16 protein-coding genes are annotated in these 16,470 nt (G+C 59.8%); 7 read left to right on the forward strand and 9 right to left on the reverse strand.

Annotation, left to right across the window (positions count from 1 at the left end; translation table 11 throughout):
- Positions 1 to 2: 2 nt before the first annotated feature.
- Both ACR0MO_RS15260 and ACR0MO_RS15265 read right to left on the reverse strand, forming a co-directional pair.
- Entirely contained in the window at positions 3 to 1,589 is a 1,587-nt protein-coding gene (locus ACR0MO_RS15260; protein ID WP_170521756.1) for a capsule biosynthesis protein, read from the reverse strand.
- On the reverse strand, positions 1,567 to 2,226 hold the full coding sequence (locus ACR0MO_RS15265; protein WP_170452578.1) for an ATP-binding cassette domain-containing protein: 660 nt from the start codon (positions 2,224 to 2,226) through the stop codon (positions 1,567 to 1,569). Before ACR0MO_RS15265 ends, ACR0MO_RS15260 begins: the two co-directional genes overlap by 23 nt.
- 151 nt (positions 2,227 to 2,377) lie before the next feature.
- Between ACR0MO_RS15265 and ACR0MO_RS15270 the strand changes: the two genes are divergently transcribed.
- Positions 2,378 to 2,965 (forward strand): uracil-DNA glycosylase family protein, encoded by a 588-nt coding sequence (locus tag ACR0MO_RS15270; RefSeq protein ID WP_480626340.1) that lies wholly within the window; start codon positions 2,378 to 2,380, stop codon positions 2,963 to 2,965.
- Complete coding sequence (locus tag ACR0MO_RS15275; RefSeq protein ID WP_480892113.1) at positions 2,958 to 3,746, forward strand: SseB family protein; 789 nt, start codon at positions 2,958 to 2,960, stop codon at positions 3,744 to 3,746. Before ACR0MO_RS15270 ends, ACR0MO_RS15275 begins: the two co-directional genes overlap by 8 nt.
- A 58-nt stretch (positions 3,747 to 3,804) precedes the next feature.
- Here ACR0MO_RS15275 and yghU read toward each other — a convergent pair whose 3' ends face one another.
- On the reverse strand, positions 3,805 to 4,683 hold the full coding sequence (gene yghU / locus ACR0MO_RS15280) for a glutathione-dependent disulfide-bond oxidoreductase (protein WP_480582565.1): 879 nt from the start codon (positions 4,681 to 4,683) through the stop codon (positions 3,805 to 3,807).
- A gap of 239 nt (positions 4,684 to 4,922) precedes the next feature.
- On the opposite strand from yghU, the gene ACR0MO_RS15285 reads away from it, so the two are divergent.
- A complete protein-coding gene (locus tag ACR0MO_RS15285; protein WP_170622905.1) occupies positions 4,923 to 5,441 on the forward strand; it encodes a YHS domain-containing (seleno)protein in 519 nt (172 codons plus the stop codon).
- Between the two features lie 59 nt (positions 5,442 to 5,500).
- Here the strand turns inward: ACR0MO_RS15285 and ACR0MO_RS15290 are convergent, their stop codons facing one another.
- A complete protein-coding gene (locus ACR0MO_RS15290; RefSeq protein WP_170453140.1) occupies positions 5,501 to 6,151 on the reverse strand; it encodes a J domain-containing protein in 651 nt (216 codons plus the stop codon).
- 234 nt (positions 6,152 to 6,385) lie between these two features.
- Positions 6,386 to 7,252, reverse strand: a complete 867-nt coding sequence (gene metF, locus ACR0MO_RS15295; protein WP_170622907.1) for a methylenetetrahydrofolate reductase [NAD(P)H] — start codon at positions 7,250 to 7,252, stop codon at positions 6,386 to 6,388.
- Between the two features lie 94 nt (positions 7,253 to 7,346).
- On the opposite strand from metF, the gene ACR0MO_RS15300 reads away from it, so the two are divergent.
- Positions 7,347 to 8,252 carry a LysR family transcriptional regulator gene (locus tag ACR0MO_RS15300; RefSeq protein ID WP_170452567.1) on the forward strand — a complete coding sequence of 302 codons (906 nt, stop codon included), beginning with the start codon at positions 7,347 to 7,349 and terminating at the stop codon, positions 8,250 to 8,252.
- Positions 8,253 to 8,350: 98 nt separating this feature from the next.
- Positions 8,351 to 9,136 (forward strand): inositol monophosphatase family protein, encoded by a 786-nt coding sequence (locus tag ACR0MO_RS15305; protein ID WP_170622909.1) that lies wholly within the window; start codon positions 8,351 to 8,353, stop codon positions 9,134 to 9,136.
- Between the two features lie 7 nt (positions 9,137 to 9,143).
- Here the strand turns inward: ACR0MO_RS15305 and ACR0MO_RS15310 are convergent, their stop codons facing one another.
- Both ACR0MO_RS15310 and putA read right to left on the reverse strand, forming a co-directional pair.
- Positions 9,144 to 9,887 (reverse strand): rhomboid family intramembrane serine protease, encoded by a 744-nt coding sequence (locus ACR0MO_RS15310; protein ID WP_170622911.1) that lies wholly within the window; start codon positions 9,885 to 9,887, stop codon positions 9,144 to 9,146.
- Between the two features lie 42 nt (positions 9,888 to 9,929).
- Positions 9,930 to 13,328 carry a bifunctional proline dehydrogenase/L-glutamate gamma-semialdehyde dehydrogenase PutA gene (gene putA, locus ACR0MO_RS15315; protein ID WP_480892118.1) on the reverse strand — a complete coding sequence of 1,133 codons (3,399 nt, stop codon included), beginning with the start codon at positions 13,326 to 13,328 and terminating at the stop codon, positions 9,930 to 9,932.
- A gap of 103 nt (positions 13,329 to 13,431) precedes the next feature.
- Here putA and ACR0MO_RS15320 point away from each other — a divergent pair, with 103 nt between their 5' ends.
- Both ACR0MO_RS15320 and ACR0MO_RS15325 read left to right on the forward strand, forming a co-directional pair.
- Entirely contained in the window at positions 13,432 to 13,917 is a 486-nt protein-coding gene (locus tag ACR0MO_RS15320; RefSeq protein ID WP_170622915.1) for a winged helix-turn-helix transcriptional regulator, read from the forward strand.
- Positions 13,918 to 13,947: 30 nt separating this feature from the next.
- On the forward strand, positions 13,948 to 14,514 hold the full coding sequence (locus ACR0MO_RS15325; protein ID WP_170452557.1) for a tetratricopeptide repeat protein: 567 nt from the start codon (positions 13,948 to 13,950) through the stop codon (positions 14,512 to 14,514).
- On the opposite strand, the gene ACR0MO_RS15330 is transcribed toward ACR0MO_RS15325, so the two are convergent.
- On the reverse strand, positions 14,511 to 15,335 hold the full coding sequence (locus ACR0MO_RS15330) for an IclR family transcriptional regulator (RefSeq protein ID WP_170452555.1): 825 nt from the start codon (positions 15,333 to 15,335) through the stop codon (positions 14,511 to 14,513). The genes ACR0MO_RS15325 and ACR0MO_RS15330 overlap by 4 nt on opposite strands.
- Positions 15,336 to 15,446: 111 nt before the next feature.
- A complete protein-coding gene (locus ACR0MO_RS15335; RefSeq protein ID WP_170622919.1) occupies positions 15,447 to 16,220 on the reverse strand; it encodes a FadR/GntR family transcriptional regulator in 774 nt (257 codons plus the stop codon).
- Positions 16,221 to 16,470: the final 250 nt, after the last annotated feature.

Raw genomic sequence — 16,470 nt, forward strand, 5'->3', positions numbered from 1 at the left:
TCTTATGAGGATACCTGTTCACGAAGGACCGACGCGGTAAGCGAGATCATCAGGTAGATACCAGCAAACAACAGGAAAGCCAAAATCGTATTTTCGAACTTGCGCGGATAGGACGGATCCTGGCTGGGAACCGGGTTCACCGAGACGGTCAGATACCGCACCTGCCTGTTGGCCTCGGTGCGCGTGGTTTCCATGTATTGCATAGCGTTTTGCAGCATCATGTCCCGCGCGACCAGATCGGCCTGCGCCATCTGAATCCGCACGCTCAACCGCGCCAGCGAGTTTTCGCCTGCCGAAACATCCAGCATCTCGGCATTCAGGTTGTCCAGCACCACTTCCAGCCGTGCGATATCGGCTGTGACCCCGTCGACCTTGGCCTTGTTGGGCCGCAGATTGTCAAGAAGGGCCGCCAGTTCCAGGTTTTTGTCCTGCAACAGAATTTCGATTTCGTTGATCCGCCCGCGTAGCCCGGCGATCACATTTTCGGGGTCCAGAATCGCGCCCTGAAGCTGCAACTCGATCAGGTCTTCCTGCGCCTGACGGCGCGCCTGTTGCGCGGATTCAAAGCTTTCCAGCGCGTCACGCATCTGGTCGTCGCGCTTTTCACCGGACAGTTTGTTCACCCGACCTTCGGCGTAAGAGATCAAGCGATCGGAAAACTCGGCCGAGGTTTGCGGGTCAGGGGCAATCACCTCCATCCGGATGATCCCGTCCGTGGGGTCATAGCCGATCGTGACGATGCGGCTGTATAGCTTATAGGCTTCCTCAAGCGTGGCGTCGGCTGCCAGCCTTTGGATCGGATCAATCCAATCCTGTTGAAAGACTTCGGTAAAGCTTGCGTCATTGTCCAGCAGCAGCAACGCCTCTTTCGATTCCAGAAAATCCTGAACCGAGACCGAATCCTGTGCCGTGGCAAATTGCGTACCGGACAGCAGGCCACCGACGGCCCCACCCGCACTATCTGCCTGCAGGATCGAGAAGGACGAATTGCTGGCATACATCGGGGTCGCGATTCGATAGAAATAGAACCCCACAACAAAGGTGGGCAGCAGTACAAACGCTGCCAGCCGTGCGAACAGCGCAAACAGCTTGACGCGCCGCCTGCGCGCGATGTCCTTCTGGATTTGACCGATTTCAAGGTTTCGGCGTTCTGCCGGACTCATCTCGGGGCCCGGCGGGCTGAATTCCTTGTGCTGCACGGTTTGCGGCAGCTGTATCCTGACCTTGTCCTTGGGCTTTTTCGACGTTGTGCTGCCTTGGGAGGTTTTGGCGGCGGCAAGGTCCAGCAGGTTTGTCCGCTCGAACGGGTCGATCCCCTTTTTCCGCAACAGACGAACGGCATCATAATCGGACGAGGCCGCAAGCCCGTGTTTCTGCGCCAGCCGACGGGCAATGCGTAGCTGCCGACCGGTCAGCCCCTCACGCTTGATGTCATCCAGTTCGGTTCCGGGCTGCGGGGCGTTTGCGGCAGATGGTCCTTCGGTCGCGCTGCGAATGCGCGAGATCGCATCTGCGCGCGCCTCGGCCGAGCCTTCGACCGGCTGCTTGCGGCGCAAGTTGTATTTTCTAACCTTGGGTTTCGTAGTCATATAACTGTTTTGCCTCTTCCAAGGTTTCAAACATGTAAAGCTGCCCGTCCAAAAGAACCGCGGCTTGCTGTGCAAATTTTTCCAGCGTCGATGGACTGTGCGACACGATCACAAGGGTCGTCGTGCGCAGCCTTTCCCGCAGGATGTCACCGGCCTTCTTGTTGAATTCAACATCCGTGGACGAGGGCATCCCCTCATCAATCAGGTACATGTCGAAATCCAGCGCCAGCATCAGCGAGAAGGTGAAACGTGAGCGCATGCCGGAAGAATAGGTCGACAGGGGCTGGTTGAAATATTCGCCCAGATTGCACAGCCAGCTGCAATACGCCTCGACATAGTCAGGATCCATGCCGTAGATTTTTGCGATATAGCGCGCGTTTTCCAGCGCGGACATCTTGCTGGAAACGCCACCTGTGAAACCCATCGGGAAAGACACCCGGCAATCGCGGCGAATGACGCCTTCATCCGGTTTTTCCAGCCCGGCCATCATATTGATAAGCGTGGTTTTTCCCGTGCCATTGGGCGCAAGAATGCCAAGCGATGTACCCAGTTCGACCCGGAACGAGACCCTGTCCAGGATCACCTTGCGGCGCGTCCCGGTCCAAAAGGATTTGCTGACATTCTCGAACTCAAGCATAGGTGGCCTGCTGCTCAATCCAGTTTTCGTGTCGCTCTTGTCGGGCGATGAGGGAGAGTGTTCCCTATCGGCCCATGTTGGCTACATTATGTCGAATTATGAAACAAATCATCAATATGCGCCAGCGGCAGGAAGGCTTACGTAACATTCCATGACCAGCCTGATGGAGGATATTCAGTCGTGTCGCCTGTGCGCCGATCAGTTCGCGCAGACGGCGACAGCGCATGTGCCGCGCCCTGTGGTCTGGTTTCAGCCGGGCACTCCGATTCTTGTCGCGGGGCAGGCGCCGGGTGCGCGGGTTCATGCCTCGGGGCGGCCGTTTACCGATCCATCCGGGGATCGCCTGCGCGACTGGCTGGGGATTGATGAGACCGTGTTCTACGACCGGGCCAGGCTGTCCATCGTGCCCATGGCCTTTTGCTTTCCGGGTTATGACGAAAAGAACGCGGACCTGCCGCCGCCGGCCCTTTGCCGGAAGACCTGGCATGATCGCGTCATGCAGGCCCTGGGGCAGGTGCCGTTGACCGTTCTGGTCGGCGGTCACGCGCATAAATACCACCTTGGTGTTCGCAGTTCGGTCACCGAGACGGTCAAAGACTGGAAAACCCACGCCCCGCGCGTCTTTGCCTTGCCTCATCCGTCGTGGCGCAATACGGCATGGCTGAAGAAAAACCCGTGGTTCGAGGCCGACCTGCTGCCGGTTCTGCGCGCGCGGGTGCAAGAGGTGTTGAATGACTGAGACAACCGCGCTGGATACAGCCCATGCCGCAATGCAGGCCGCCCCGCAGGACGACACCGCCCGGCTGAGGTTTTTCGAACGTCTGGCGGATAGTGAGCTGTTCCTGATGCTGACCGAAGAAGCACAGGGCGAGAACATCTCACCGGAAGTGTTCGACGTCGCAGATGGGCAGTTCGTCCTGGCCTTTGATCGCGAGGACCGGCTGGCGCAGTTTGCGAGCCGTCCGGTGCCCTATGTGGCGCTGTCCGGTCGGGTGCTGTCATCCATGCTTGCGGGGCAGGGGATTGGTTTGGGTCTGAACCTCGAAGTTGCACCTTCATCGATGCTGATCCCGTCCGAGGCTCTGGGGTGGTTGGCGACAACCCTTCAACACGCCCCCGAAGAAGTACACGAGAAGCTGGCCGAGTTTCTGCCACCTGCGGGCCTGCCCGATATGCTGTTGACCGCGCTGGACGCCAAGCTGGTCACCGCCGGGGGGCTGGCACAGGCGGCCTATCTGGTGGCGACTAGATCGCAAAGCGGTGTGTCAGGTCACCTGCTGGGATTTGTCGGGGCGGCCGAAGGCGCAGAACCTGCGCTGGCCAAGGCCGCGTCCGAGGCGCTGACCTTTTCGGGAATCGAGGCCGGGGCGATGGATGTGGGCTTTTTTGCCATGGACGACGTGGCGGCAGGATTGCTGGCCAAAACCGGGCTGAGGTTCGATCTGCCGCAGCCCGAGATGCCCGAGACTGTCCGGCCCATACCGGGTAGCGACCCGGCCAAACCCCCGATCCTGAAATAGGCCCCGCCCAAATGAAAAACGCGGCGCAAGCCAGCGCCGCGTCGCCTTTTTTGGCCGGTTATTCGGCAGCTGGTTCCAGCTTGTCCTGCGTGCGGGTCTCGAAATCGCTGGCCTCGTGCCGTTCATGAAGCTGCATATGCGGCTCGCCAAACGGGCGGTTGACCATGCGTCCCCGCAGCACAGCCGGGCGTTCGTCGATGGCCTTGGCCCAGCGCATGACATTCTTATAGGATTCGACATCCAGAAACTCGGCGGCGTCGTACAGACGACCCAGCACAAGCTGACCGTACCAGGGCCAAATCGCCATATCGGCAATCGAATAATCCTCACCCGCGATAAAGGTTTTCCCGGCCAACTCCCGATCCAGAACGTCCAACTGACGCTTCGCCTCCATGGCAAAGCGGTTGATCGGATATTCCCATTTTTCAGGTGCATAGGCGTAGAAATGACCGAATCCGCCGCCCAGATAGGGTGCGCTGCCCATCTGCCAGAAGACCCAGTTCATCACCTCGGTCCGCTCGGGGCCTGATTTGGGCAGGAAAGCGTCAAATTTCTCGGCCAGATGGAACAGGATCGAGGCGCTTTCGAATACGCGCACAGGCTCATCACCTGATCGGTCCCACAGCGCAGGAATTTTCGAGTTCGGATTGGCACCGACAAAGCCGGAACTGAACTGGTCGCCTTCGCCGATATTGACCAGCCAGGCATTGTATTCAGCCTCTTCATGGCCCAGGGCCAACAGCTCTTCCAGCATGATCGTGACCTTGACGCCATTGGGCGTGGCCAGCGAATACAGCTGCAGGGGATGGCGACCTACGGGCAGATCCTTGTCGTGGGTGGCACCTGCAATCGGCCGGTTGATATTGGCAAACCGCCCGCCGCTTTCGCTGTCCCAGGTCCAGACTTTCGGAGGGGTGTAAGTGGATTGATCGCTCATCTCGTGCCTTTCTGTCCAATGCCGGGGGTCCGCGCACCCAATCGTCTAACAGCTAATGTTGCAGTATCCAGAGTCCAACCCCGTGTTGTTGTAATAAATTCAGACAAACCTCTCACGTTTTCTCGTTCTTGGTCACAGCGGCGCGAGGGGGACTACGCAGCGCCAAAAAATAGCATATTGTCTCGACAGTCCCGCCAACTCGGCACCCTTGGGCAGATGACTTGAAAAGGATTGACCACATGAAACGCTTTGCTTTGACCTTTGCCGCGGCCATGGCCCTGGCAGTTCCAGCTTTCGCTGGCCCGCAATATGTCGACGGCACCGGTTTTGCTGTCTCTGGGTATGACGTTGTTGCCTATCGCAGCCTGGATCAGGTTGCCATCGGTCAGTCGCAACCCGAAGGTGTGCGCGGAAATGCAGACATCACCGCCGAATATAACGGTGCCACCTGGGCCTTCGCGACCGAAGAAAACCGCGACAAGTTTCTGGAAAACCCGGCCTATTACGCGCCGCAATATGATGGCCACTGCGCGTATGGCGTGTCCAAGGGCGGTAAGGTTCCGGCCAATCCGAATCTGTGGCGCATCGTCGATGACAAGCTGTACCTGAACATCACCGATGTTGTTGTCGGTTTCTGGGAAGAAGATGTTCCGGGCAACATCAACATCGCCGAAGGCAACTGGCCGGGTATCGAAGGGGGTGACGCATCCACCAGCGTCATTCCGAAGTTCACTTCGGAAGGCCCGATCACAAACTAAGGCCACTCACGACCCTCAGCCCGGCTCTCACCCCCTCAAGAGCCGGGCTTTCCGCGCGGTTAACTCGCCAGCCAGTATTCGTTGCGAATGGCCTGATCGGCCTCGAACCGGATGCGCACACTTTTCGCCCCCGGGAATTTGCGTTCGCAGATTGTGTCCGGGATCACGACCTCTCCGGCCCCTTTGTCATTTGACTGGAAGCTCAGAACTTCGGTCTCGGTATTGCGCGAAGCGCTGAGGACAGAGGTCGGCAGAGCGACCCGATTGGCCCCCTGGCAGACCGGCGTAGTGACGAAATACGTCAGATGACGCCCATAACACCCAACCGCATCCGGAACGTGGTCGGACGCGACATAGTTGGACTCATCCCGCTGTGACATATGCGGCAGAGCGCGACCGGGATCCAGCATCGCCTGACAGGTTGCGATATCTTCGGGCGCAAGCTCGATGATGCGCTTTCTCAGGCGTGGCCGTTTCGGCTTGCGCGGTCCGGTATCGGCCTCTTTCGCGGTGTAGCCCTTTTTGCGCAGATAATCATAGGCCGCCTTGGCCCGCGCGAAATTTGTTGAATCCCCCCCTGTGTGATCAGGATGGGCATGAAAGGCGATCCGCCGCCATGCGTCTCGGATGTCTTCTGAATCGGCGTCCGGGTCCAGTCCCAGATCCGCCAAAGCGTCCTTGCGCGCCTTGAACTCGTCGACGTGCTCCATACTCAATTCACTCTTTACAACCACACATCCTCAGTTTCCCGAGTGTCGTGTTTTTGTCAATTTTTACAGAGTATTGAGTTGGGCTGGGGTGACAATGCGAAGCCAGAATGCGGATTGTTCCTGATTTCGGGCGAACCTTTGGGTGCAGTGTCAGCACCAGCTTTCCGGCGGTTTGCGAACACAAAAAAGCCCGGGCCAGTTTTGGACCCGGGCAAGGCGCAATGAATGGTTGAATTAGGCGACGTTCTGCAATTCGGCCTTGGGTGTGATGCCCAGCGCAAAACACACGTCACGGGTCAGTTCCGGGCGGTTCAGCGTGTAGAAATGCAGCTTGTCCACGCCGCCTTCGATCAGGTCAGAGCACAACTCGGTGCACAGCGCCGTGGCCAGAAGATCTTCACGATCATCGCGAATGGCTTTCTCGAACGCCTGATCGATCCAATCGGGAACGTGGGTGCCGCAGCGCTGGGCAAAGCTGCGCGCGCCCTTCCAATTTTCGATCGGCAGAATGCCGGGGACGATGGGCTTGTCGATACCCGCTTTCTCACAGGCATCACGGAACCGGAAAAAGGTCTCGGCCTCGAAGAAGAACTGGGTCAGCGCCTCATCGGCACCCGCGTCCAGCTTGGCTTTCAGCCAGTCCACATCCGCTTGCGTATTGCGGGCTTCGGGATGTTTGTCTGGATAGGCTCCAACGCGGATGCTGAACATCTCGGTCTCGGCCAGTGCCTCGATCAGTTCCACAGAATGCGCAAAGCCGTCGGGGTGGGGGATGAACTTGTCCTGTCCTTTTGGCGGATCGCCACGCAGGGCAACGATGTTTTCGACACCGGCGCGGGCGAACTTGTCAGCGATCTCAAGCGTTTCCTGACGCGAGGCATCGACGCAGGTCAGATGCGCCGCAACCGGCAGGCCAGACGACTTGTGCAGCGTCGCAACCGCATCCCGCGTCAACTCGCGCGTGGTGCCGCCTGCGCCATAGGTGACCGAAACAAACCGGGGCTCTAGCGGGGCCAGTGTTTGCACCGTGTCCCAAAGGCGGAATGAGGCCTCAAGCGTTTTGGGCGGAAAGAACTCGAACGAAATTTCAGGTTTGGTCATCATGGCCTCACAGGATCAATTGAGCCTCTTGTGCCATGTGGGGCGATGTGAGACAAACTCATATTCTTCAAGAACAACATGAGGTGCGCGACATATGCACATCGAGTTCCGGCACCTGCGAACCATCAAGGCCATCCATGAATGCGGCGGGCTGGCGCGTGCGGCGGATCAGCTGAACATCACGCAATCCGCGCTGAGCCACCAGATCAAAGGGCTTGAGGATCAGGCTGGGGTCGAACTGTTCCTGCGCCGGTCGAAGCCGATGAAACTGTCCGCCGCCGGACTGCGCCTGTTGCGTCTGGCGGAACAGATTCTGCCGCAGGTCGAAGCTGCCCAGCAGGAGTTCACTTCGCTGCGTGACGGTCGCACGGGCCGGATGCATATCGCCATCGAGTGTCACGCCTGTTTCGAATGGCTGTTCCCGGTGCTGGAATCCTTCCGGAAGTCCTGGGGTGACGTGGATGTCGACATTCGCCCCGGTCTGGCTTTTGATGCTTTGCCCGCATTGCAGAAGGAAGAAGTTGATCTGGTCGTCTCATCCGACCCCGAAGATCTGCCGGGTGTCGAGTTTGTCGAACTGTTCGACTACAACGCGGTGTTTGTCGCCGCCTCATCCCATCCGCTGGCCGAGAAGGATTATATCGAGGCCGAGGATTTTCGTGGTCAGACCCTGATCACCTATCCGGTTGAGCGCACGCGTCTGGATGTCTTCAGTCAGCTGTTGATCCCGGCGCGGGTCGAACCGGCCGCCATCCGGCAGGTCGAACTGACGGCGGTGATCCTGCTGCTGGTTGCGTCGAACCGGGGCATTTCGGTCCTGCCCGACTGGGTCGTGCGCGAGGTCAAGTACAACTCGGATTACGTCACCCGGCCACTGACGAGTGAGGGGATCACGCGCCGTCTATATGCCGCCGTCCGCTCGGAAGATCTGGAAAAACCCTTTGTGCAGGAACTGGTCAAACTGGCCCGCGACGAGGCGCGCAAGCTGCAGGCCCAGTAGCGGCGTTTTGCGCGGGGCTGCTATGCGCATCATTCCTCTTGGCAAGGGCGCATTGCATCAGTATACGCGCGGTTTGACCGGACAGGAGCCTTTTCACAATGGTTGGCAGTGCAAATCTCAACATCATGATCAAAGCCGCGCGCAAGGCGGGGCGGTCTCTGGTCAAGGATTTCCGTGAAGTCGAGAACCTGCAGGTGTCGATGAAGGGCGCGGGCGACTTTGTGTCCAAGGCCGATATCGCCGCCGAGGCCATCCTGAAAGAAGAACTGCTGGGTGCGCGCCCGACCTATGGCTGGCTGGCCGAAGAGGGCGGTTCGATTGACGGCGAGGACCCGACCCGCCGCTGGATCGTCGATCCGCTGGACGGCACCACCAACTTCCTGCACGGTTTGCCGCATTGGGCGGTGTCCATCGCACTGGAACACAAGGGTAAGATCGTGTCCGGTGTGATCTACGACCCTGCCAAGGACGAGATGTTCTTTGCCGAAAAGGGCGAAGGCGCATGGATGAACGATATGCGTATCCGCGTGTCCGGTCGTCACCGCATGATTGAATCGATCTTCTCGACCGGTCTGCCCTTTGGTGGCCGTTCCGATCTACCTGCAACCCTGCAAGACCTTGCGCGCCTGATGCCCGCCTGCGCCGGTGTGCGTCGCTGGGGCGCTGCCGCCTTGGACATGGCCTATGTGGCGGCTGGCCGTTACGAAGGGTTCTGGGAACGCCGCCTGAACGCATGGGATCTGGCCGCTGGTATGATCATCGTGAAAGAAGCGGGTGGCTTTGTGCAGCCTTTGAACCCCGAAGGCAGCGTGCTGGAAGACGGCGAGGTTATCTGCGCCAACGAGCCGATCTTTGACAGTTTTGCCAAGGTAATCCGGGGCTAAGACACGCCTACTTGCGCGGCACGCGCGGGATGCGTGATTGCGATAGCTTGTATTTCGTCTCGGGGTGTGGCGGATGGCCATGGGTGCGATCCCAGAACGCTGTGCCGCCGCGTTTCAGCCATAGCGGGATACACAGGATCAGCCCGACGACGAACCCTCCGGTATGGGCCCAATAGGCCACGCCGCCTTCGTCGGGGTTGCTGTTCAGGCTGCCGTAGAACTGCATCACCAGCCAGACGCCCAGCATCACAATAGCCGGGATCGAAAAGACCCTGAAATAGACGATCAGGATCAGCAGAATATCGACGCGGGCCTTTGGGAACAGCAAAAGATAGCCGCCCATCACCCCGGCAATTGCGCCCGAGGCTCCGATTGTCGGCACCACCGAATCCGGCGCAGTAATGACGTGGATCAGCCCGGCCCCTAATCCGGCGACGAGATAGAAGAGCAGAAAGGGCAGGTGGCCCATTTCATCTTCCAGATTGTCCCCGAAGATCCAAAGAAACAGCATGTTCCCGGCCAGATGCATCCAGCCGCCATGCAGGAACATGGACGTCACGAATGTCTCGAACGCATAGCCATCCGCGATGCGCGCGGGAATGATCGCGTAGTCGAAATAGAACCGCTGGATCAATTGCGGGTTATCCATGATCCCCACATAGCTGAGGAAGATCAGGATATTCGCCGCCATCAGCGTGTAAACGACATAGGGCGTGCGCCCCGAGGGGTTATGGTCGCGGATCGGAAACATGGCGCGACGCTGGGCTTTTCAGGGCCCAGCGTCAAGGTCAGCTTATGCCGCACCGCCCAACAACGCGGCGTTACCGCCTGCGGCTGTGGTATCGACACAGACATGCCGTTCGCCCAACACGCGGGCGCGGTCCGGCAGGCCGGGGATCAGCGGCAGGATCGGACCGTCGCGACGGGCCAGATGCTGTTCGATCTGACGGGCGGTATCCTCATCGCCCCACCACAAAACGCCCGAAATGCCGGTCAGGTTCTCCAAGCGATGCAGATCAAGCGCTCCGGCAGCCTCAATCGCGGTTCCACCCAAGGCCAGAACCGCATCGGCCTGTGCATGTGATGCCGTGGAACCGGGGCCAAGGCACAGGACCGGTGGCCGTGCAAACTCGGACAACCGGTTCGATTCCCCTGTCGGTCCGGGCAGGGTTTGCGTCTGAACCGGTGCAGGTTGGCCTTTTGGCGCGGGCAACTCTGCCGATGCGCTCCAGGTCTCAGATGCCGACTGGCGATCCGGTGCGCAGAACCGGGCCATATAGTTGGGGCCCCCCGCCTTGGGCCCGGTGCCCGACAGCCCCTCGCCACCGAAGGGCTGAGAACCGACGATGGCCCCGATCTGGTTGCGGTTGACATAAACGTTGCCCGCGTGGATCGCCTCGGTCACGTGCTGGACGCGGTCGTCGATACGCGTGTGCAGGCCGAAGGTCAGGCCATATCCGGTGGCGTTGATGTCCGCGATCACCTGATCGATCTTTTGTGCTTTGAAGCGGGCCACGTGCAGAACCGGGCCAAAGATTTCACGCTCAAGATCAGCGATACCGCTGATTTCGATCAGTGTCGGGGCGATAAACACCCCCTCGGGCGGGGTGCCGAGTTCCTTGAGAACGCGCCCTTCGGCCCGCGCTTTGGCGACGTGATCCGCAATGCCCTGACGCGCGGTTTCGTCGATCACCGGGCCGCAATCGGTTGAAATCAGCCACGGGTCGCCGACGCGCAGCGCATCCATCGCGCCCTTGAGCATCGTCAGTACATCCTCGGCGATGTCCTCTTGCAGATACAGGCAACGCAGGGCCGAGCATCGCTGGCCAGCGGACTGAAACGCGCTTTCGATGATCGATTGCACGGCCTGTTCCGGCAGCGCGGTGCTGTCGACGATCATCGCATTCAGCCCGCCTGTTTCCGCGATCAACGGCGTGCCGGGCCGCATGTTCTGCGCCATGGCCGAGCGGATTTTCAGCGCCGTTGCCGTCGATCCCGTGAAGGCCACGCCCGAGATGCGCGCGTCCGAGGTCAGCGCCGCGCCCACCTCTGGCCCGCCGGGAAGCAGTTGCAGCGCATCACGGGGCACCCCGGCCTCGTGCAGCAACTGAATGGCGCGATGCGCGATCAGCGGGGTTTGCGGCGCGGGTTTTGCCAGAACCGCATTGCCGGTTGCCAGCGCTGCGGAAATCTGACCGGTGAAGATCGCCAGCGGGAAGTTCCACGGGCTGATGCAGGTGAAAATCCCGGCAGGCTTGGCCGCAGGGATGTTGGCCGCATAGTAGCGCAGGAAATCTACCGCCTCGCGCAGCTCAGCCACCGCATCAAGCAGCGATTTACCGGCCTCGCGGGCCAAAAGGGCGAACAGCTCACCGAAATGGGCCTCGTACAGATCAGCGGCCTTGTTCAGAACCTCAGTGCGTTGCGCGGCAGGGGCCTGCCATGGGCTGGCCGAGGCCAAAGCCAGTTCGACATCTGCGGTGCTGGCGGGGGCAACCGCGCCGGGCTTGTCCTGAGGGTGCGCCGGGTTGATGACAGGTTGATCTGCCGCGGGTTTGGCCCGCTCGGACAGCAGGGGCTGCGCATACCAGTGATGCGCCCGGAACCGGTCCCGCGCCGCATCGATCTTGTCGAGCGTCGGTGTATGCCGCAGGTCAAACCCCTTGGAATTTGGGCGTTCCGGCAGAAACAGTTCCGGCCCGGTCGGCAGCGGTGTTGAGGCTGACTGAACGGCGGTGAACGGGTCGGCTGCAACCTCTTCCGGCGGCACAGCCTCATCCACGATCTGGTTCACGAAGGACGAGTTCGCGCCGTTTTCCAGCAAGCGCCGGACCAGATAGGCCAGAAGGTCACGATGCGCCCCGACGGGAGCATAGATGCGGCAGCGGGTCTTGTGCTTCTCCATGACCAGTTGATGCAGCGTCTCACCCATGCCGTGCAGGCGTTGGAATTCGAACGGCTGATCCTTGGCCATATGAAGAATGGCGCTGACGGTGTGGGCGTTGTGGGTCGCGAATTGCGGATAAATGCGGTCGGTCATGCCCAGCAACTTGCGCGCATTGGCGACATAGGACACATCGGTGGCAGCCTTGTGAGTAAAGACAGGGAACCCATCGACCCCTTCGACCTGCGCACGCTTGATCTCGGTATCCCAATAGGCGCCTTTGACCAGACGGACCATCAGCTTGCGGTCATGGCGCTGCGCCATGTCATAGAGCGTGTCCAGCACCAACCCCGCGCGCGGCCCGTAAGCCTGCACAACGATGCCAAAGCCATCCCAACCGGCCAGCGCAGGCTCGGCCATAACCTCTTCGATCACTTGCAACGACAGGGACAGGCGGTCGGCCTCTTCGGCGTCCACGTTCAGGCCCATCCCGGCGGCTTTGGCCAACAGGGCCAGTGCGCGCAGGCGCGGCACCAGCTCATCCATGACACGCTCTTCCTGTGCCAATTCATAGCGCGGGTGCAGGGCGGACAGCTTGACCGAGATGCCGGGGTTTGCGCGGATGTCGTCATGGGTGCACGCCTCGGCAATGGCGGCGATGGCGCGGGAATAGGACAGGTGATAGCGGGCGGCGTCGGCCTCGGTGCGCGCGGCCTCGCCCAGCATGTCATAGGAATAGGTGTAGCCCTTGGCCTCCATCCCGCTGGCGCGGCCCATGGCGGATTGAATGGTCTCTCCCAGAACGAATTGCCGGCCCATTTCCTTCATGGCGCGGCCAACGGCGGTGCGAATGACCGGCTCACCCAGCCGTTTGATCGCCCCGCGCAGGGCGCTGACGGGGGACGCCTTGCCTTCATCCAGCACCTTGCCGGTCAGCATCAAAGCCCAGGTCGAGGCATTGACCAGCGAGGATGAGGACTGGCCCAGATGCTTGCCCCAGTCCGAGGGCGCAATCTTGTCTTCGATCAGCGCGTCGATCGTGTCTGCATCCGGCACGCGCAACAGCGCCTCGGCCAGACACATCAAGGCCACGCCTTCGTCGGTCGACAGGCCGTATTCGGCCAGAAACACCTCCATCATCCCCGGCGAGGTGCTTGACCGGATGTCGCGGACCAGCTGGGCGGCGGCAGCGCAAATGGCGGTGCGATCTGCGTCGGTCAGGTTTGCCGTGTCGATCTGGGACTGCAGCACAGATGACTGCTCCGCATAGGTTTGAGTGTCGATTAGGGTGCGCAGGCTGTGTGACATGAATCCTCCGGGCGTTTTTAGTAGTATATGCGTAAAAAATCAGGACAATCGCTTGAAGGTTGATGTATCATGGGCCATTCGCCTGAAATTTGGGTTTTGAACGATGCAAATGCACTTTCCTGAACTGGATCGGTTCGACCGGTCCATCCTGCAAGCCCTGGCCGAGGATGGGCGTATCTCGGTCGCGGATCTGGCCCGGCGGATCGGGTTGTCCAAATCTCCGACGCAGGCGCGGTTGAAACGGCTTGAGGCGGATGGGGTCATCAAAGGCTACCGCGCGATGCTGGATCCGATCCGGCTGGGATTGGATCACGTGGCCTTTGTCGAGGTGCGCATGACGGACACGCGGGAAAAGGCGCTGGCCGAGTTTAATGCGGCGGTCCGCAAGATTGCCGAGATCGAACAGGCGCATATGATTGCGTCGAATTTCGACTATCTGCTGAAGGTCAGGACCGGTTCCATGTCGGAATACCGGGCTGTTTTGGCCGAAAAGATCTCGTCCCTGCCGCATGTGGCCAGCACATCGACCTTTGTCGCGATGGAGGCTGTAAAGGAAACCGGAATGCTGGGCGCACTGGACGCAACTTGACAGAACCTCATCCCGCGCCATCCTTGGATTATGCGACATCTACTCCAGGCAGCGATCATTGGGTGTGCGGTAGCGTCTGCGGCGACAGCACAGTCTTGCCCGGACGCGCCAGATCATATCGACGGCGTCAGTGACCTGATTGCGCAGACCCAAAAGGCCGGGTCCGAGACCGAGGCGCGCGTATTCTCCAGCCAGATGTGGGAGCTTTGGACCGATGCGCCCGATGCCAAATCCCAGACTATGCTGGATCGGGGCATGGCGCGGCGCGAGGCTTGGGACCTGATCGGGGCTTTGGACGAGTTGAACGCGCTAGTCGACTACTGCCCGCAATATGCGGAAGGGTACAATCAGCGGGCCTTTGTCAATTACCTGCGGCAGGATTACGGATCGGCGCTGCGCGACCTCGACATCGCGATTGAGCTGTCTCCGAACCATGTTGCGGCGATCAGCGGGCGGGCCTTGTCGCTGCTTGGCCTGAACCGGCTGGACGAGGCAAGAACCGCGCTAAAAGACGCGCTGGACCTTAATCCCTGGTTGTCGGAACGGGCCCTGCTGGCACCCGGCGGACCGTTGGACCCGCCCGGACAGGACATCTAATCAGGGTGCATCGGCCGCCCACCAACGGCGCGCGTGATTTCACGTGCAGCGGCTGAGACCAGATCGCCGAACCGATCAATCGTTTCCGAATTAAACCGCGCGGTTGGCCCGGACACGGACACTCCGGCGCAGGGCAGGTTTTGTTCGTTGAATATCACCGCACCGATACAGGACATCCCAAGATAGCGTTCCTCGACATCATAAGACCAGCCGCGCTGCCGGATAACCTTCAGATCTGCTTCAAGGGAAGCGACGTCGCTGTGTGTGCGTTCGGTGAAGGCTTCGAGCGTTGATGAAGACAGCAGTTTCCGCACGCCATCGGGCTCCATCGCGGCCAGAATTGCCTTGCCCGTGCCCGAGGCGTACATGGGCGTCCGCGCACCCGGCGGGAAAAAGGCGCGGATCGGGTTTTTCGTCTCGATCTGGCCGACAAAAACCACGTCTCCGGCGTCTGGTACGGCCAGATTTGCGGTCTCGCCGGTCTCCTGCATCAGCCTGTGCATGATGGGTCGCGAGATTTCGACCACGTTGTTGCGTTTCAAAAAGGCGGCCCCGGCGCGATACGCCTCGATCCCGACCATCCATTCCTGCCGGTCTTCATCGAAACGCACAAAGCCGCGATTGGCGAGCGTGGCCAGTATGCGATGGGTGGTTGCGGTCGGCACGCCGGTTTCGCGGCTCAGATCCGTCAGGGTGCAGCGTTCCAGCCGGGCAACGGCGCTGAGGGTTCCAAGGGCGCGGTCCAGAGATTGCAGCGTCCCGGCCGAGCTTTCCTTGAACAGGGATTTCGGCCTGCCGCGCGGTCGTTTGGGTGTGTCCAATCCAGCCCCCTTATTGCGTTTCGGCAAAATCATAGGGGGCAGGTCGTATTTTTCATATAGTGGAAAATATTTTTATTTTTTGGTCGTTGAGGCGATCTTGGTCTCATTCAGTCACGTTGAGAGTATCCGCCGCTTTTCAGCCATCACCTCGCGCCGCTGTTGTTCGATGCCCAGCCGGAACGAGTCTTCCACGAAATCGATATGATCGAACGCCGCCTGTTCAGCGCGCTGCTCGTCCCCATCTATGACGGACTGACCAAGTTCCAGATGTTGGTCGAGCAGCTTCTTGCCCGAACCATCAATCGATTTCAAAAAGCTGCGGTTGTAGAAAACGCCCTGTTTGGTCAACTCGTAGATCGAGGCCATCATATGGATCAACGTGGCGTTCTGGCTGGCATCGACAATTGCGGCGTGCAGCGCAAAATCAGCCTCGCGCGATGCCTTTGCGTCATTCTCATGCCAGGCTCGTTCGTTTTCGGCCAGAATCTCGGCAATACGTTCCTTATCGGCCTTGGTCGCACGACGCGCGGCGAGACGGGCGGCAAAGCCTTCTTGCTCGCGCCGGTATTCCAGATAGTCGAAAAACGCAGGCTCGTGCCGTTCATAAAGGGCCAACAGGGCTGGCAGCATCGCTTGGCCGGTCAAAGCGGCAACAAAGGTGCCTTCCCCGTGTTGCGTGGTCACTAAGCCGCGTTCTTCCAGAACCGACAATGCCTCGCGCAGCTTCGGGCGTGACACGCGCAGCATCTCAGCCAGATCGCGTTCCGACGGCAGTTTGCGCCCCTGTTTCAGGATGCCCGAAGCAATCAGATCCTCGATCTGCGCAACCACTGCGTCAGCCAGCGATTCGTGTCCGACTGGTTCGAAAATCGCTTTGGTGGACATGGGTGTCGCCTCGCTTTGGGTGTAAAGAACGGGTCTATTGGTAAATAAATATAACCATCTGTTGGAAAAACTCAAGAAAACACGCTGTGCCTGATTTTTGCGCGCAATTCGTTCATTTAAATGCGATTTTTGGCACGGCGGACGCTGAGGGAATGCCCATCGTCGATCAAACTAAATTAGGAAAGCTCCTGTAATCGCCTTGGTGATCTTGCCCATTGGTAAACAAAATTGTTGACTGGTTTGTAATGGT

It is taken from the genome of Ruegeria sp. K5, from assembly GCF_056531805.1.